Source organism: Paraburkholderia sp. SSBN10T, from assembly GCF_056619545.1.
On the sequence record NZ_JBWQQI010000012.1, the window covers coordinates 94,433 to 111,047 of the forward strand.

At 63.8% G+C, this 16,615-nt stretch carries 15 protein-coding genes; 10 read left to right on the forward strand and 5 right to left on the reverse strand.

Annotated elements, in window-relative coordinates; all coding sequences use genetic code 11:
* Positions 1 to 204 precede the first annotated feature (204 nt).
* The 3 genes from AC1ECK_RS19475 to speE all read right to left on the reverse strand — a co-directional run bounded on the left by AC1ECK_RS19475 (position 205) and on the right by speE (position 2,407).
* Positions 205 to 945, reverse strand: a complete 741-nt coding sequence (locus AC1ECK_RS19475; RefSeq protein WP_480321730.1) for a 16S rRNA (uracil(1498)-N(3))-methyltransferase — start codon at positions 943 to 945, stop codon at positions 205 to 207.
* Between the two features lie 19 nt (positions 946 to 964).
* Positions 965 to 1,378, reverse strand: coding sequence for a VOC family protein (locus AC1ECK_RS19480; RefSeq protein WP_480321732.1), 414 nt, complete (start codon positions 1,376 to 1,378; stop codon positions 965 to 967).
* 159 nt (positions 1,379 to 1,537) lie between these two features.
* Positions 1,538 to 2,407: a polyamine aminopropyltransferase gene (speE, locus tag AC1ECK_RS19485; protein ID WP_480321734.1), complete on the reverse strand. Its 870-nt coding sequence runs from the start codon at positions 2,405 to 2,407 to the stop codon at positions 1,538 to 1,540.
* 264 nt (positions 2,408 to 2,671) lie between these two features.
* On the opposite strand from speE, the gene tkt reads away from it, so the two are divergent.
* Both tkt and gap read left to right on the forward strand, forming a co-directional pair.
* On the forward strand, positions 2,672 to 4,693 hold the full coding sequence (tkt, locus tag AC1ECK_RS19490; RefSeq protein WP_480321736.1) for a transketolase: 2,022 nt from the start codon (positions 2,672 to 2,674) through the stop codon (positions 4,691 to 4,693).
* A 98-nt stretch (positions 4,694 to 4,791) separates the two neighbouring features.
* On the forward strand, positions 4,792 to 5,802 hold the full coding sequence (gene gap / locus AC1ECK_RS19495; protein ID WP_480321738.1) for a type I glyceraldehyde-3-phosphate dehydrogenase: 1,011 nt from the start codon (positions 4,792 to 4,794) through the stop codon (positions 5,800 to 5,802).
* Between the two features lie 82 nt (positions 5,803 to 5,884).
* On the opposite strand, the gene AC1ECK_RS19500 is transcribed toward gap, so the two are convergent.
* Positions 5,885 to 6,595: a FadR/GntR family transcriptional regulator gene (locus AC1ECK_RS19500; RefSeq protein WP_480321740.1), complete on the reverse strand. Its 711-nt coding sequence runs from the start codon at positions 6,593 to 6,595 to the stop codon at positions 5,885 to 5,887.
* A gap of 227 nt (positions 6,596 to 6,822) precedes the next feature.
* Between AC1ECK_RS19500 and AC1ECK_RS19505 the strand changes: the two genes are divergently transcribed.
* The 3 genes from AC1ECK_RS19505 to AC1ECK_RS19515 all read left to right on the forward strand — a co-directional run bounded on the left by AC1ECK_RS19505 (position 6,823) and on the right by AC1ECK_RS19515 (position 9,849).
* Positions 6,823 to 8,151, forward strand: a complete 1,329-nt coding sequence (locus AC1ECK_RS19505) for a C4-dicarboxylate transporter DctA (protein ID WP_480321742.1) — start codon at positions 6,823 to 6,825, stop codon at positions 8,149 to 8,151.
* A gap of 124 nt (positions 8,152 to 8,275) precedes the next feature.
* Positions 8,276 to 9,286, forward strand: a complete 1,011-nt coding sequence (alc, locus tag AC1ECK_RS19510) for an allantoicase (RefSeq protein ID WP_480321744.1) — start codon at positions 8,276 to 8,278, stop codon at positions 9,284 to 9,286.
* Positions 9,287 to 9,312: 26 nt separating this feature from the next.
* On the forward strand, positions 9,313 to 9,849 hold the full coding sequence (locus tag AC1ECK_RS19515; RefSeq protein WP_480321746.1) for an ureidoglycolate lyase: 537 nt from the start codon (positions 9,313 to 9,315) through the stop codon (positions 9,847 to 9,849).
* A gap of 284 nt (positions 9,850 to 10,133) precedes the next feature.
* Here AC1ECK_RS19515 and fur read toward each other — a convergent pair whose 3' ends face one another.
* Positions 10,134 to 10,562: a ferric iron uptake transcriptional regulator gene (gene fur / locus AC1ECK_RS19520; protein WP_090686699.1), complete on the reverse strand. Its 429-nt coding sequence runs from the start codon at positions 10,560 to 10,562 to the stop codon at positions 10,134 to 10,136.
* Positions 10,563 to 10,724: 162 nt separating this feature from the next.
* On the opposite strand from fur, the gene AC1ECK_RS19525 reads away from it, so the two are divergent.
* The 5 genes from AC1ECK_RS19525 (at position 10,725) to leuS (ending at position 16,531) form a co-directional block, all read left to right on the forward strand.
* Entirely contained in the window at positions 10,725 to 11,531 is an 807-nt protein-coding gene (locus AC1ECK_RS19525; RefSeq protein ID WP_480321749.1) for an outer membrane protein assembly factor BamE, read from the forward strand.
* Between the two features lie 182 nt (positions 11,532 to 11,713).
* Positions 11,714 to 12,511, forward strand: coding sequence for a 4-hydroxy-tetrahydrodipicolinate reductase (gene dapB / locus AC1ECK_RS19530; RefSeq protein WP_480321751.1), 798 nt, complete (start codon positions 11,714 to 11,716; stop codon positions 12,509 to 12,511).
* A 64-nt stretch (positions 12,512 to 12,575) separates the two neighbouring features.
* Positions 12,576 to 13,238, forward strand: coding sequence for a MotA/TolQ/ExbB proton channel family protein (locus tag AC1ECK_RS19535; protein WP_480321753.1), 663 nt, complete (start codon positions 12,576 to 12,578; stop codon positions 13,236 to 13,238).
* 81 nt (positions 13,239 to 13,319) lie between these two features.
* A complete protein-coding gene (locus tag AC1ECK_RS19540; RefSeq protein ID WP_480321755.1) occupies positions 13,320 to 13,751 on the forward strand; it encodes an ExbD/TolR family protein in 432 nt (143 codons plus the stop codon).
* Positions 13,752 to 13,939: 188 nt separating this feature from the next.
* Positions 13,940 to 16,531: a leucine--tRNA ligase gene (gene leuS, locus AC1ECK_RS19545; protein ID WP_480321757.1), complete on the forward strand. Its 2,592-nt coding sequence runs from the start codon at positions 13,940 to 13,942 to the stop codon at positions 16,529 to 16,531.
* Positions 16,532 to 16,615: the final 84 nt, after the last annotated feature.

Genomic DNA, 16,615 nt, shown 5'->3' on the forward strand with positions numbered 1-16,615 from the left:
TCAATCTGACCTGGCCGTTAAGGAGTCCTGGGCACGCCGGTACGGATGACTGAACAAAGCAAAAGCCCGCCAATTGGCGGGCTTTTGCTTTTGGGGAGCGTCTTTGCTGTGCCTTCAGTGCAGCTTCTTTACGGAACTTCGGCGTGGAACCACGGGAGTTCCGAGCTCAAAGGCGGTCAGTTGTCCACACTTACCCGCCTGGTGTCACCACCCGCCCCAGCGCGCAGCCAACGCGGCGAGCACGGCGATCCCCGCCGTTTCGGTCCGCAATACGCGCGGGCCGAGACCCACGGCGGTAAAGCCTTGATTGGTCGCCGCCGCTTCTTCGGCCGCCGAAAAGCCACCTTCCGGTCCGATCAGCAAGGTGATGCGCCCTTGCGGCGGTTGCGTCGGAAGCGCGGTAAAGCCGATGTTCGCGCGTGGCGACAGCAGCAAACGCAACTCGCCTTCTTCGGGCGCGCGCGGCAGCGCGCCGAGCCAGGTGGCGATTTCGCGTACCGGTGCGACCTCCGGCAGGCGGTTGCGTCCGCACTGTTCGCACGACGAGCGCACGATTCCTTGCCAGTGCAAGTGGCGCCGTTGCGCGCGCTCGCCGGACAGACGCACGACGCTGCGCGTGGTGGTAAGCGGTACGAAACTGGAGGCGCCCAGTTCGACGGCCTTTTCGATCAGCCAGTCCATCTTGTCGCCGCCGGCAATGCCTTGCGCAAGCGTCAGGTGATAAGGCGGTTCCACCTCGATATCGCGGAATTCGCGAACCTTGACGGTGGCCGAGCGGCGTTCGACTTCGACGAGTTCGGCGCTGTATTCACCGCCTTCGCCGTTGAAAAGCAGGATCGAGTCGCCGGGTTGGAGGCGCAGGACCAGCACGTGCCGTGTGACGTCATCGGGAAGCTGCATGATGTCGTCGGGTTTGAGGGACGTACCGACGAAGAAGCGAGGCATCAGGGAAATACTCATTAGTTCAGGAAAGGTGGCGAGCGAGCGCCCAGCGGTAGCCGTCCAGGTCTTCGACCTGCGCAAAACGGTCACCCCAGAACTGATCCTGCGGCTCGCTCAGCGACTTCGCACCGGCCGCCAAGGCCCGCGCATAAACCGCGTCGACATCGTCGACATAAACATAGAACGATTGCGGTGCAATCGCGCCGGCGCTTTTAGGTGTTTTCGCCGTCGAGCCGAACGCGCCTTCCGGCGCGAACATCACGATCAACTGGCCTTGATAGACCATTTCGACATGCATGACAACACCGTCGTCCTGGACGCTGTCGCGCACCTCGAAGCCGAATGCCGTTTCAAAGAATGCGATGGCGGCCCGCGCGTCGCGTACCGTCAGATAGGGGGTCAACCAGGGCACACCGGCTGGTCGAGAGGCGGTCATGGAGTTTCTCCTGTCGACCAGAGTTAGCGCTTTAGCGCGCTACCCTGGTCCCATGCAAAGCGGATCTGGCCAAGGTCAGCAGGGCGCGTGCAGTACAACGAGGAGGCGGCCGACGCACGGGATTTCCGCGCCGACCAAACTGCTCATTCTGCCGCCGCGTTACCGTACTGGCTTTAAGAATTGACTTAGTTTATCGCGCACTGCGCGAGATGCGGAGAAGAGACCGGCATGCGCGTGCTCGTCGTACCAGCCGAGTCCGGCGATTTCACGCGCGGCGAGGCGCTCCGCGAGGACGTCCGGCGTGAGCGCGGCGGGGTCGAGCGAATCGCTGGCGGTGGCCATCATCCATAGCGAGCCGTATAGCGGCACGAATGCGCCCATCGTGCGCACCACGGCAAAGGCGCCGCGCAGACCGTCGAGCAGCGTGGCGGCCCGCGCGGCGTGGAAATACGGCGCGCCGAGGTGCAGCGACAAGGCCGCGTCCGCCGTCATGACGCGCTTGAGTTGCGCGTAGAACGCCGGGGTGTAGAGGCCGGCTGCCGGCGAGTCGGGCGGCGTCAGGTCGAATACGACCAGATCGAAGCGTTCCTCCGTGGCGGCGACGAACCCGGCGGCGTCGCCGATCACCAGTTCTACGCGCGGATCGTCGAAGGCGCCGCCATGCACCTGCGGCAGATATTCCCGCGTCAGCCTCACGACTTCCGCATCGAGTTCGGCCACCACGATCCGCCCGATGCCCGGATGCCGGAGCAGTTGCCGCGCCGCGCCGCCGTCGCCGCCGCCCAGCACCAGCGCGGTCCGGGGGGCCGGATGGGCCAGCGCGTTCGGGTGGACCATGCATTCGTGATAGATGAACTCGTCGCCGACGGAAGTCATCGGGCGGCCGTCGAGCGTGAAGAGCCGCCCGAGCTGCGGCGTATCCCAGACCTCGATAAGTTGATAGGGTGACGTGACGCTCGCGAGGCGCCGTGCGTTCGGGAAGCCGTACAGGGCGTACGGGGTCGGCTGGAAAAGCAGCGGGGCGCTCACGATGGGCGGTGCGCGGGCTGGCGCGGCGAGTTGGCGATGCCCGGATTATAGAGTCTGGAGATGATCCGAACCCCGCCGCCCGTGCGGTTCGCAGCCGGAAAGGCCACAACCATCTGCTAGAATGTGACGCTTTGCAGCCTTGTCCGTTTGCTCTGCCCGTATCGCGTCTCCTGGCGCCGCACCGTGCGCCGTAGCAGACTGGCCGCCGAGCTTCCGGACCCGCCGCCCGCGCCCCGCTTTTTGGACTCGTTCTCCGGACTCGACATGACGACCTCGTCTCCCGCCCCCACCTCCCTGATGGCCAACGCGATCCGCGCGCTGGCGATGGATGCTGTTCAACAAGCGAATTCCGGCCACCCCGGCATGCCGATGGGCATGGCCGAGATCGGCGTTGCGCTGTGGTCGCGCCATCTGCGCCACAACCCGAAAAACCCGCAATGGGCCGACCGCGACCGCTTCGTGCTGTCGAACGGCCACGGCTCGATGCTGCTGTATTCGCTGCTGCATCTGACCGGCTACGACCTGCCGATGGAAGAGTTGAAGAACTTCCGTCAAATGCACTCGAAGACGCCGGGCCACCCGGAATACGGCATCACGCCGGGCGTCGAGACGACCACTGGCCCGCTCGGCCAGGGTCTCGCCAATGCGGTTGGCATGGCGCTCGCCGAGTCGCTGCTCGCCACGGAATTCAACAAGCCGGACGCGAAGATCGTCGACCACCACACGTACGTGTTCGTCGGCGACGGCTGCCTGATGGAAGGCATCTCGCACGAAGCCTGCTCGCTCGCAGGGGTGCTGAAGCTGAACAAGCTGATCGCGTTCTACGACGACAACGGCATCTCGATCGACGGCGAAGTGGTGCACTGGTTCCACGACGACACGCCCAAGCGCTTCGAGGCATACGGTTGGAACGTGATCCCGAACGTGGTCGGTCATAACGTCGACGCCGTGGACGCGGCCATCAAGCAAGCCAAGCTGTCGGACAAGCCGACGCTGATCTGCTGCAAGACCGTGATCGGCGAAGGCGCGCCGACCAAGGCCGGCAGCCACGATTCGCACGGCGCGCCGCTCGGCGACAAGGAAATCGCCGCCACGCGCGAGGCGATCGGCTGGAAGTGGGAGCCGTTCGTGATTCCGCAGGAAGTCTATGCGGCATGGGACGCGAAGGAAGTGGGCGCGCGCAATGAGTCCGAGTGGAACAAGGCGTTCGCGGCGTACCAGGCCAAGTATCCGCAAGAAGCCGCCGAATTCACGCGCCGTATGGCCAAGCAACTGCCGGCCGATTGGGCGGAGAAGGCGCAGGCCATCATCGCCGGCGCGAACGAGCGCGCGGAAACCGTCGCGACCCGTAAAGCATCGCAGCAAGCCATCGAAGGCCTCTCGACCGTTCTGCCCGAACTGCTCGGCGGCTCGGCCGACCTGACCGGTTCGAACCTGACCAACTGGAAGGCCGCCAAGCCGGTGCGCGTCAACGCGGAAGGCCACGCAGCCGGTAACTACGTCAACTACGGCGTGCGCGAGTTCGGCATGAGCGCCGCGATCAACGGCGTGGCGGTGCACGGCGGCTTCAAGGCATTCGGCGGCACCTTCCTGACGTTCTCGGACTACAGCCGCAATGCGCTGCGCGTCGCCGCGCTGATGAAAGCGCCGTCGATCTTCGTGTTCACGCACGACTCGATCGGCCTCGGCGAAGACGGCCCGACTCACCAGTCCATCGAACATGTCGCCAGCCTGCGTCTGATTCCGCATCTGAACGTCTGGCGTCCGGCCGACACGGTCGAAACCGCCGTGTCCTGGACCCAGGCGGTCGAATATCACGGCCCGTCGTGCCTGATCTTCAGCCGTCAGAACCTGCCGTTCTCGGAGCGCACCGACGCGCAGATCGTCAACATCGCCAAGGGCGGCTACGTGCTGCGCGACTGGAACGACGAGATCGTCGCGCGCAAGATCATCCTGATCGCCACCGGCTCGGAAGTCGAACTGGCGCTGAAGGCGGTCGAGCCGCTGGCGCGTGAAGGAATCGCCGCGCGTGTGGTGTCGATGCCGGCCACGACCGTGTTCGACAAGCAGGACGCCGAATACCGCGAACGCGTGCTGCCGAAGGGCGTGCGCCGCGTCGCGATCGAAGCGGGCGTGACGGATTTCTGGCGCAAGTACGTGGGTCTGGAAGGCGGCGTGGTCGGCATCGACACGTTCGGCGAATCGGCCCCGGCTGGCGTGCTGTTCAAGCATTTCGGCTTCACCGTCGAGCATGTCGTAGAGACGGCTAAAGCCGCACTGGGCTGATGCGTGTCCGGCTCCCGCCGCGTGCGCCCCACGCCCGGCGGGAACCGGCCCAGCAGACCAACATGGACGTATTTTTTTCTGCCATCAGGAGATAGACCATGACGATTCGCGTCGCAATCAACGGCTACGGCCGGATCGGCCGCAACACGCTGCGCGCCTTCTATGAAAACGGCAAGAAGCACGACATCCAGATCGTCGCCATCAACGACCTGGGCGATGCCAACACCAATGCCCACCTGACGCAATACGACACAGCCCACGGCAAGTTCCCGGGCGAAGTGTCGGTGGACGGCGACTACCTCGTCGTCAACGGTGACCGCATCCGCGTGCTGGCTAACCGTAACCCGGCCGAACTGCCGTGGGGCGAGCTGGGCGTCGACGTCGTGATGGAATGCACGGGCTTTTTCACGACCAAGGAAAAGGCCAGCGCGCACATCAAGGGCGGCGCCAAGAAGGTCATCATTTCCGCACCGGGCGGCAAGGATGTGGACGCAACGATCGTCTACGGCGTGAACCATCACGTGCTGAAGGCATCGGACACGGTCATTTCGAACGCCTCGTGCACGACCAACTGCCTGGCGCCGCTCGTCAAGCCGCTGAACGACAAGATCGGTCTGGAAAACGGTCTGATGACCACGATCCACGCGTACACGAACGACCAGGTGCTGACCGACGTGTATCACGAAGATCTGCGCCGCGCGCGCTCGGCCACGCACAGCCAGATCCCGACGAAGACGGGTGCCGCATCGGCTGTCGGCCTCGTGCTGCCGGAACTGAACGGCAAGCTGGACGGCTATGCGATTCGCGTTCCGACCATCAACGTGTCGATCGTCGATCTGTCGTTCATCGCTTCGCGCGACACGACCGTGGATGAAGTCAACGCGATCATGAAGGAAGCCTCGGAAGGCGCGCTGAAGGGTATCCTCGGCTATAACAAGGCGCCGCTGGTGTCGATCGACTTCAACCACAACCCGGCTTCGTCGACGTTCGACGCGACGCTGACCAAGGTGTCGGGCCGTCTGGTGAAGGTGTCGAGCTGGTACGACAACGAGTGGGGTTTCTCGAACCGCATGTTGGACACGGCTGTCGCGCTCGCCAACGCGAAGTAATCCGTACCGCTGCGCCTCGCGCGCCGCACATGAAAAACCGCTCTTCGGAGCGGTTTTTTTGCCTGCGATTTCTTGCGTGCTTCTACAGTTGCCGGGCGTTGTCGGCCTTCGGCACCGGAAAGTACACGCCTGCGCGCTGCGCGGCATTGGTGATATGCATCTCGATTGCTTTGCCGGCAGCAGCGGAATCACGTGCCTTTAGCGCATCGAGAATCTCGCGATGCTCGCGGTAAGTGGAGAGCACCAGTTCGCGCTTGAAGAACGGCATGCGCTGACTCTCTTTCATGATGTCCGAACTGCTGCGCAGGATCGACTCGATCGCCGCATTGCCGGCGATGCTCACAATGCGCATGTGGAAGTCGAAGTCGAGTTGCGCCGCTTCGTCGAGCTCGTCGCTGGCGAGCGCACCGTGCATCGCGTCGATGTTCTGCTCGAACCACGCAAGGTCGGCGTCGCTGACTGCCAGTGCCGCCATGCGTGCCACGAAGCCTTCGAGCGCGAAGCGCATCTGATACGTATCCGGCAGGGACGACTGTTCCGCGAAACGCCACGGGTTCGCGGCGGACGCCTGCGCGCTTTCGACGTACACACCCTTGCCGGGGCGGATCATCAGCATGCCGAGCGCCTCGAGCGTCGAGAGCGCCTCACGCAGCGATGCGCGGCTAATCGCGAGTTCTTCGGAGAGCTGACGTTGCGCGGGTAACAGACTGCCTACCGGATACACGCCGCCCTCAATCCGTTCGCGGATCGTGGCAATGGCGGAGTCGGTGACGGTGTGCGGGACGTTCTTCATGATCCTCGGCTGAATCGCGTGGTCTGACCGGCATTGTAATCCTCGCTTCCAGCGCCCGCATTGCGGAATCAATCGTCTGACATAAAACCGCCAAAACACCGGGAGATCAGGCGGGTAAACACTATTAATTTCCGCCTTGACGCGACTATATCGGCTTCCTACTATTCGCCATAACAGTACTGGTCGGACCAGTATGAACAGATGAAATTCGTAACCGGGAGAAGGCCGTGTTGAAGTTTTTCAATTCGCTGTTTGGCCGGGTGGTGATCGCTCTTGTAGCGGGCATCGTGATCGGCGCGCTGTTTCCGCATTTCGCCCAATCGTTGCGGCCGCTCGGCGACGGCTTTCTCAAGCTCATCAAGATGGTGATCGGTCCGATCGTGTTTTGCGTGGTGGTGAGCGGCATGGCGCACGCGGGCGATCTGAGGAAAGTAGGCCGGGTCGGCCTGAAGGCGGTGGTCTACTTCGAGTTCATGACGACGATCGCGCTGCTGATCGGCGCGGTGCTGGCGTATGTCACGCGTCCCGGTGCCGGCATGAACATCGATCTGCATTCGCTCGATGCCGCATCGCTGACCACCTACACCGAGCACACCAAAGATCTGAAGGACACCGCAGGGTTTCTGCTGAAGATTATTCCCGACACGGCATTCAACGCGTTCGCCACCGGCGACATCCTGCAGATCCTCGTGTTCTCGGTGCTGTTCGGCTCGGCGCTGTCGTTACTCGGCGGCAAGGCGCAGAAGGTCAGCAGCCTGATCGACGAACTGGCGCAGGTGTTCTTCCGCGTGATGAGCTTCATCATCAAGCTGGCGCCGCTCGGCGTGCTCGGTGCGATCGCCTTCACCACCGGTACCTATGGCGTTGCCTCGCTCGAGCAACTGGGCTTGCTGGTGGTCGTGTTCTACGCAAGCTGCATCGTGTTCGTCGTGGTTGTGCTGGGCCTTGTCATGCGTCTGGCCGGCTTCAGCGTCTTCAAGCTGATCCGCTATCTGCGCGAAGAGATGTCGATCGTGCTTGGCACCGCATCGTCCGATGCCGTGTTGCCGCAGGTGATGCGCAAGCTCGAATGGATGGGCGTGAAGGATTCGACCGTCGGCCTCGTGATCCCCACCGGCTACTCGTTCAATCTGGACGGCTTCTCGATCTATCTGACGCTCGCGGTGATCTTCATCGCCCAGGCCACCAATACGCCGCTTTCGTTGCACGACCTGATTGTGGTGGTGCTGGTGTCGCTTGTGACCTCGAAGGGCGCGCACGGTATTCCCGGTTCGGCGATCGTGATTCTCGCCGCGACGCTCTCCGCGATTCCTGCGATCCCGGTGCTGGGTCTGGTGCTGATCCTGCCGGTGGACTGGTTCGTCGGCATTGCCCGTGCGTTGACCAACCTGATCGGCAACTGCGTCGCCACGGTAGTGGTGGCCGCCTGGGAAAACGACATCGACAAGGCTCGCGCCCGCAGCGTGTTGAACCGGGAAGCCGCGTACCTCTATGTTCCTGCCGGCGAAGAAACGAATGTCCCGGAGGTTTCCGCCGATCCCGTGCACGCAATCTGATTCACGGCGCGATCCAACCTAACGCGCCATCCGTCCGCCCGGCAGGCTCAGCACTGCATGCAGTACAGGCGATAGCCGCAGTCGCGCCCGCCGGCTTTCATCCTCTTACCGTTAGACCGAGATCATGGCTACCCCAATCCTCGACCCCAACGCTCCCGCCTTTACTCGCCGTTACATGAATCTGGCCGACCCGCGGCTCGGCGCGCAGGCGCTCTACGCCAGCGACGAATTCTTCGCACCCAAGGAGCGCATGCTCGATCCGCAGCCGGCCGTGTTCATTCCCGGCAAGTACGACGATCACGGCAAATGGATGGACGGCTGGGAGACGCGCCGCAAGCGTACCACCGGACACGACTATTGCGTTGTCCGGCTCGCGCGGCCGGGAGTGATCCATGGCGTGGATCTGGACACGAGCCACTTCACCGGCAATTTCCCGCCCGCCGCTTCCCTGGAGGGGTGCTACGCCGACGGCGAGATGCCGCCCGACAACGCCGACTGGCAAGTGGTCGTGCCGGCGATGACGCTGCAAGGCAATCAACACCATTACGTCGAAGTCAGCGATACGCGCGCTTTCACCCACTTGCGCGTGAACCTGTATCCGGACGGCGGTCTGGCGCGCCTGCGTGTCTATGGACAGCCGAAGCGCGACTGGGAGCGCGTCGAGCGCGGCAGCCTCGTCGACCTGGCGGCGATCGAAAACGGCGCTTACCTCGTCGCCGCGAACAACCAGCATTTCGGCGCGGCCTCGCAGATGCTGATGCCGGGACGCGGCGTCAACATGGGCGACGGCTGGGAAACGCGCCGCCGCCGCGAGCCGGGCGACGACTGGGCGATCGTCGCGCTGGCGCGGCCGGGCGTGATTCGCAAGGTCGAAGTGGACACCGCTTACTTCAAGGGCAACTTCCCGGACCGCTGCTCGCTGCAGGCGGCGAGCGTGACGGGCGGCACGGACGATTCGCTGACTACCCAAGCCATGTTCTGGCCGGTGCTGATGGGCGAGCAGAAACTGCAGATGGACCATGTCCATCCGTTTGAAGCCGAACTGGCCGCGCTTGGTCCGGTTACCCATGTGCGTTTCAATATCTTCCCGGACGGTGGCGTGTCGCGCCTGCGTCTGTGGGGCGAACTGGCGTAACCGCAGATGGCAAGGAAGACGCTGCGATGAAGATCCTGCAGATGGAACGCCTGACGCGCGCGGCCTTCGCGCCGTTCGGCGACGTGATCGAACTGGACGGCGCGCGCCACTTCGCGATCAACGGCGGCACGACCGAGCGCTACCACGATCTTGCCAGGGTCGACGTGGTCGAGCAGGGCGGCCGGCCGCTGATCAACCTGTTTCGCGCGCAACCGCGCGCGCTGCCGGTCGAGATTGCCATGATGGAGCGGCACCCGCTCGGCAGCCAGGCTTTTCTTCCGCTTGCGGCGGCCCGCTACCTCGTGGTGGTGGCGCCGGCGGGCGAGTTCGATCCGGCGCAGATGCGCGCGTTCTGGAGCGAGGGCTGGCAGGGCGTCAACTATGCAAAGGGGGTCTGGCACCACCCGCTGCTCGCGCTCGAGCGAGTCAGCGACTTCGTGGTGGTGGATCGAGGCGGCGAGCAGCCCAATTGCGACGAGATTGTGCTGGCGGACACGTGGCGGCTCATGGGCGGACCGGATGGTGTGGAGGCGCGGGCTCCGGCGCAGGCCATCATGAGCTAAGTGGGCGAGCGCGCTTAGCGGTCGATAATCGGGCAGTAACCGGCGGGCGCTGATGAGCCCGTCTGCTCGGGCTGCGGTCCGGCTCACGATCACTCACGGTTCGGCCCCTTGCGACGTTTACCGCTTCTTACCGGGCGTCGCCTTGCGCGGCAAGCCGCCCGACCGCCCCCAACAGCACCTCTGTCCGCCCAGGCGTAAAAAAACCCGGTCGACTTTCGATGACCGGGTTTCTCTTTCTTACCTGTGCGGCTCGCGGACCCTACGGCACGCGACGATAATGCCCATCAATGCTTGCGATGCGGGCATTTTTCCTTCGTGCAGGCGCCGTACAGCGCGAGCGCATGCTCCTGCAGCTTGAATCCGCGTTCTTTGGCGATAGCCTGCTGGCGGGTCTCGATTTCCTGGTCGAAGAACTCCTCGACCAGCCCGCAATCGATACACACCAGGTGATCGTGGTGGGTGCCTTCGTTCAGCTCGAATACGGCTTTGCCGGATTCGAAGTTGCTGCGCGACAGCAACCCTGCCTGCTCGAACTGCGTCAGCACGCGATAGACGGTGGCGAGACCGATATCGAGTTCTTCGTGCAGCAGGTTACGGTAGACGTCTTCAGCGGTCAGGTGACGCACCGGGCTGTGCTGGAAAATCTCCAGGATCTTGAGGCGCGGTAGGGTCGCCTTGAGCCCGATATTTTTCAGATCGGTTGGATTGGTCATGACAAGGGATCCCTAGAGTACAATGCAGGGTTCTAATAGTAATGTGTTTTCGCTGTTCAGGTCATCTTCGATGCAACGAAACTCGCGCGGCTCGCCACAGGCAGGGCCCGCACGGTGAGTGAAATGATTTCAAAATCTCTATTGATCTACCGGGGGAGCCGCATGCGGGGTACCTTGATTGCTGCAGCGACTGTCGCGGTGCTTGCCGGATGCTCGACCTACGACAGCGTAACGCAGCGAATCGCCCAAAGCATCACGCCATATCGGATTACCGTTGTGCAGGGCAATTTCGTCTCGGCTGAGGCGGCTGCCCAGATGCAGGTCGGCATGTCGCGCGACCAGGTGCGCCAGTTGCTTGGCACGCCGCTTCTCGCAGACATGTTCCACGCAGACCGCTGGGACTACGTGTTCTATTTCAAGCGCGGCAACACGAGCGTCGTGCAGCAGCGTGACTTTGTCGTGAATTTCGCGGGTGATCGCGTCGCGAGCTGGTCGGGCGGCGACGACCTGCCGTCCAATCTCGAACTGCTCGCTGAAATCGACGGTGACAAGCGCGGCAAGAAGGCCGCCGCTCCGGTAGCGGCAGCGAGCGCGCCCGTCGCGGCTTCCGCATCGGCCGCGGCGGCTACGCCGCCGGCCACCCCCGCCGCGGCGGCTGCGCAGTCGATGGACCCGAACGCTGAAGCCGCTCAGGCGGCCAACCGCGCGACCGACGCCGTGCAGGCGCCAACCGGCAAGATCACCCCGTCGGTGCGGGCGAATACACCGCCGTCGAACGGTGGTGTGCCGCAAAACGCTACCGCGCCGGGTCAGCCGCAGTTCCAGTTCACGCGGCCGGCGCCTACCGTGCCGAACAACGAGCAGGAAAGCAATCCGGTTGGACCGGCTGGCTCGCAGAGCAACAACGGACCGACCTACAACGCACCGCTGACGTCGTCCCCTGCGGCGGCTTCGGGAACGGGTAGCTAAATACGCTGTCCCTGACAATGACGGGCCGCGTGCTTCGCGCGAGCCCGTCATTTGTATTGGCTTCCGCCTTTCGTGGCGTCCGGGGGGGCTGCCCGCTACGGTCCTCGTTTTGACGCCCGTTTGGGTGTTTTCCGCGGCGCGCTTCGCGTCGCTTTTTGCGTCGTTTTTCGTACCTGACTGCCATGAACATTGCCATTGCCGGTGCATCGGGCCGTATGGGCCGGATGCTGATCGAAACCGTACTGAACGATTCTGGCGTCAAGCTTTCCGGCGCGCTCGGCCGCGCCGGCTCGGCGCAACTCGGCCAGGACGCCGGGGCGTTCCTCGGCAAGCAGACAGGCGTGCTGCTGACGGACGACATCGAAAAGGTGTTTGCCGAATCCGACTACCTGATCGATTTCACGCGTCCCGCAGGCACCCTCGAGCATCTCGCGGCTGCGCAGCGCCACAACGTCAAGATGGTGATCGGCACCACCGGTTTCGACAATGAGCAGAAGGCGCAACTGCGCGCCGCTGCCGAGAAGATCGGCATCGTGTTTGCAGCCAACATGAGCGTGGGCGTCAACGTCACGCTGAAGCTGCTCGAATACGCTGCGCGCCACTTTGCGACCGGCTACGACATCGAGATCATCGAGGCGCATCACCGCCACAAGGTCGACGCGCCGTCCGGAACCGCGCTGGCGATGGGCGAAGTGATCGCCGGGGCGCTCGGCCGCAATCTCGACGACTGCGCGGTGTACGGCCGCGAAGGCGTCACCGGTGAGCGCGATCCGTCCACCATCGGTTTCTCGGCGATTCGCGGCGGCGATATTGTCGGTGACCATACCGTGCTGTTCGCGGGCATCGGCGAGCGCATCGAGATCACGCACAAATCGGCGAGCCGGCTGTCCTATGCACAAGGCGCGTTGCGCGCAGTGCGCTTCCTCGAAGGCCACGCAACCGGCCTGTTCGACATGCAGGACGTGCTCGGCCTGCGCTGAGCGCGTATCTGTCCCGCGTGCGCCGCAAACTCACGCGGCGCCTCCTTTCCGACGGCGAGGTCCAATGGCAGGCACCGGCATTCTTCACTACCTGCAATCCAGCGATACGATTACCCATGCCGTAGCCTATCTGCTGCTGGCCATGTCGGTGGCGAGCTGGTGCTTCCTGATCGTCAAGAGCTGGATACTGGTCCGCGCAAAGCGCCAGGCGGCGCGCGCCATTGCCCAGTTCTGGCAGGCGCCCACCTTGTCGGACGGCGTTGCGGCGCTGCGCCGTGTGGATAGCGAGCGGGTCTTCACGCCGCTCGCCGAAGCGGCCCTGCACGCCGCTGAAGTGGATATCCCGGGCGCGCTGCTCGCGCGCGTCGAGCGCAGCGAACGGGTGCTGCGAGCGCTGCGTCAGGCGCTGACCGTCTCGCAGCGGCGGCTCGAGTTCGGTCAGGTGCTGCTGGCGTCGGTGGGCAGCACCGCCCCGTTTGTCGGCTTGCTGGGCACCGTGTGGGGCATCTATCACGCGCTCGGCAGCATTGCCGCAAGCGGCCAGGCGATGATCGAAAACGTCGCCGGGCCGGTTGGAGAGGCGCTCATCATGACGGCTTTCGGCCTCGTGGTCGCGATTCCTGCGGTGCTCGCCTATAACGTGCTCGGCCGCATGGTGCGGCAGTTGTCCGAGGAACTGGACGGTTTCGCGCACGACCTGCACGCCTACGTCTGCGCGCCCGCCTGAGCGGCGCCGCAGGTCGAATCAGGTCAAGGCAGCTCGGTTCAGTTCAGCCCAATTCAGCGCTTACTCAGGCAGGAGGTCGAGATGGCATTCGGCGGACTCGAAAAACGGCAAACCGCGGCGCCGATGGCGGAGATCAACATGACGCCGCTGATCGACGTGATGCTGGTGCTGCTGGTGATCTTCATCATTACCGCGCCTTTATTCACCCATGCGATCCGGCTCGACTTGCCGAAAGTCGCCGCTGAGCCGGCGCGTCAAACGCCGCAGACCATCACGCTTTCCATCGACGCCGCCGGAAAGATCTATTGGAACGGCAATGGCCTGACGCTCGAGCAGATGCGCGCACGCTTCGTCGTTGCGGGCAAAGAGCAGGAGCAGCCGGAGATTCAGCTACGCGCCGAGCGCTCGACACGCTACGAAGTTATCGCCCAGGTGATGGGCGCGGCGCAGCAGGCGGGGCTCGAGCGCATCGGCTTCGTGACGGACCCGCCGCCGCCCGTGCTTAGCCACTAGCCGCATGCTGGGCAACCGCCGGCCCTGAGCTCAAAAGCCGCCGCAGCCCCGCTGCGCGGCGCGCGGCAGACCCGGCGGCGAACGGTATAATCAGCGTTTTCCCCTGCAAAAGGGGAAACGACGCCATTTCATCAAGCAGAGCACCAGGCCCGGTGCGAAAGCACCGAACCCAGCGATCCCATCACACCATGCACGAAAAATACGTTCCCTCCGACGTCGAATCCGCCGCGCAAGGGCAATGGCGCGCCAGCGACGCCTATAAGACAACGGAAACCACCGACAAGCCCAAGTTCTACTGCGTCTCGATGCTGCCGTATCCGTCGGGCAAGCTGCACATGGGACACGTGCGCAACTACACGATCAATGACGTGATGTACCGCTATCTGCGGATGAACGGCTACAACGTGCTGATGCCGATGGGTTGGGACGCGTTCGGCATGCCGGCGGAAAACGCCGCGATGGCCAACAACGTGCCGCCGGCCAAGTGGACGTACGACAACATCGCGTACATGAAGAAGCAGATGCAGTCGATGGGTCTCGCCATCGACTGGTCGCGTGAAGTCGCGACCTGCAGCCCCGATTACTACAAGTGGAACCAGTGGCTGTTCCTGAAGATGCTCGAAAAGGGCATTGCGTACAAGAAGACCGGCACGGTGAACTGGGATCCGGTCGACCAGACCGTGCTCGCCAACGAGCAGGTGATCGACGGGCGCGGCTGGCGTTCGGGCGCGCTGGTCGAAAAGCGCGAGATCCCGATGTACTACATGCGGATCACGCAGTACGCCGACGAACTGCTGAACGACCTCGAAGGCCTCGGCTGGCCCGAGCGCGTCAAGATCATGCAGCAGAACTGGATTGGCAAGAGCTTCGGCGTGAACTTCGGCTTCCCGTACGAGATCGACGGCGAGCAGAAAGTGCTGCGCGTGTTCACCACGCGGGCCGACACGATCATGGGCGTGACCTTTTGCGCGGTGGCCGCAGAGCACCCGCTCGCCACGCGCCTCGCCCAGGACAAGCCGGAATTGCAGGCCTTCATCGAAGAATGCAAGCGCGGCGGTGTCGCCGAGGCGGATGTCGCGACGATGGAAAAGAAGGGCATGGGCACCGGTTTCTACGTCACGCATCCGCTGACGCAGGAGCAGGTCGAAGTGTGGATCGGCAACTACGTGCTGATGAGCTATGGCGAAGGCGCCGTGATGGGCGTGCCGGCCCACGACGAGCGCGATTTCGCGTTCGTGAAGAAATACGATCTGCCGGTCAGGCAGGTGGTGGCCGTCGAAGGCAAGGAATTCTCGACCGAAGCCTGGCAGGAATGGTACGGCGACAAGGACGGCACGCTGGTCAACAGCGGCAAGTACGACGGCATGACCTACACGCAGGCCGTCGATGCGATCGCGAGCGACCTGAAGGATCTCGGCCTCGGCGACAAGCAGATCACCTACCGCCTGCGTGACTGGGGCGTTTCGCGTCAGCGCTACTGGGGCACGCCGATTCCGATCATCCACTGCCCTGCTTGCGGCGACGTGCCGGTGCCGGAGCAGGACTTGCCGGTCGTGCTGCCGGAAGACCTCGTGCCGGACGGCACGGGCAACCCGCTCGCGAAGTCCGAAGCGTTCGTGAACTGCACGTGCCCGACGTGCGGCGCGGCTGCAAAGCGCGAAACCGACACGATGGACACTTTTGTCGATTCGTCGTGGTATTTCTATCGCTATGCCGCGCCGGATGCGAAGACGATGGTCGACGAGCGCACCGATTACTGGGCGCCGATGGACCAGTACATCGGCGGCATCGAACACGCGATCCTGCACTTGCTGTATTCACGCTTCTGGGCGAAGGTGATGCGCGACATGGGTCTGGTGAAGTTCGACGAACCGGCCAGGAACCTGCTCACGCAGGGCATGGTGCTCAATGAGACGTACTACCGCGAAAACGAAGCGGGCAAGAAGACCTGGTACAACCCGCTCGAGGTTACCGTCACGCATGACGACAAGGGCCGCCCGATCGGCGCTACCGCGATTGCGGACGGCCAGCCGGTGGTGCTGGGCGGCGTCGAGAAGATGTCGAAGTCGAAGAACAACGGCGTCGACCCGCAGGTGCTGATCGACCAGTACGGCGCCGACACCGCGCGGCTGTTTGTGATGTTCGCGGCGCCGCCCGAGCAGCAGCTCGAATGGTCGGGCGCGGGCGTGGAAGGCGCGAGCCGCTTCCTGCGCCGCGTGTGGGGTTTCGGCCATGCGAACGAAGCGGCCTTGCGCGAACGCGCTTCGTTCGACGCCGCGCAGCTCGCGGAAACCGACAAGGTGCTGCGCCGCGAAATCTACAGCGTGCTGAAGCAGGCCGATTTCGACTACCAGCGTTTGCAGTACAACACGGTGGTGTCGGCGGCGATGAAGATGCTCAACGCGCTCGACAGCGCCAAGGGCGCTCAGCCTGCCGTGCTGCGCGAATGCTACGGGGTGCTGCTGCGCGTGCTGTACCCGGTCGTGCCGCACGCCACGTTCCAGTTGTGGCAGGAACTCGGCTATGCCGACGAATTCGGTACGCTGCTCGACGCAGCCTGGCCGAAGGTCGACGAGAAGGCGCTGGAACAGGCCGAGATCGAACTCGTGCTGCAGGTGAACGGCAAGGTGCGCGGCGCGGTCAAGGTCGCGAAGGACGCGCCGCGGGACGCGATCGAGCAGGCGGCGCTCGCCCACGAGATGTTCGTCAAGTTCGCCGAAGGCAATGCGCCGAAGAAGATCATCGTCGTGCCGGGCCGTCTCGTGAACGTCGTGGTCTGAGATTCGGTTGGAAATGAGCAGGCCGCTGCCGGCAGTCGCGGCGGCGCGCCAAGGCAGTACAGGATTTACTGCGAACCAGGAGCT

Bases quoted from the DNA above. Each gene is read 5' to 3' on its own strand.
- AC1ECK_RS19475 (WP_480321730.1), bottom strand. From the start codon at position 945: ATGCCTCGCTTCTTCGTCGGTACGTCCCTCAAACCCGACGACATCATG.
- AC1ECK_RS19515 (WP_480321746.1), top strand. From the start codon at position 9,313: ATGAAGATCCTGCAGATGGAACGCCTGACGCGCGCGGCCTTCGCGCCG.
- fur (WP_090686699.1), bottom strand. From the start codon at position 10,562: ATGACCAATCCAACCGATCTGAAAAATATCGGGCTCAAGGCGACCCTA.
- leuS (WP_480321757.1), top strand. From the start codon at position 13,940: ATGCACGAAAAATACGTTCCCTCCGACGTCGAATCCGCCGCGCAAGGG.
- tkt (WP_480321736.1), top strand. From the start codon at position 2,672: ATGACGACCTCGTCTCCCGCCCCCACCTCCCTGATGGCCAACGCGATC.
- AC1ECK_RS19525 (WP_480321749.1), top strand. From the start codon at position 10,725: ATGCGGGGTACCTTGATTGCTGCAGCGACTGTCGCGGTGCTTGCCGGA.
- AC1ECK_RS19500 (WP_480321740.1), bottom strand. From the start codon at position 6,595: ATGAAGAACGTCCCGCACACCGTCACCGACTCCGCCATTGCCACGATC.
- AC1ECK_RS19480 (WP_480321732.1), bottom strand. From the start codon at position 1,378: ATGACCGCCTCTCGACCAGCCGGTGTGCCCTGGTTGACCCCCTATCTG.
- gap (WP_480321738.1), top strand. From the start codon at position 4,792: ATGACGATTCGCGTCGCAATCAACGGCTACGGCCGGATCGGCCGCAAC.
- AC1ECK_RS19535 (WP_480321753.1), top strand. From the start codon at position 12,576: ATGGCAGGCACCGGCATTCTTCACTACCTGCAATCCAGCGATACGATT.
- alc (WP_480321744.1), top strand. From the start codon at position 8,276: ATGGCTACCCCAATCCTCGACCCCAACGCTCCCGCCTTTACTCGCCGT.
- dapB (WP_480321751.1), top strand. From the start codon at position 11,714: ATGAACATTGCCATTGCCGGTGCATCGGGCCGTATGGGCCGGATGCTG.
- AC1ECK_RS19540 (WP_480321755.1), top strand. From the start codon at position 13,320: ATGGCATTCGGCGGACTCGAAAAACGGCAAACCGCGGCGCCGATGGCG.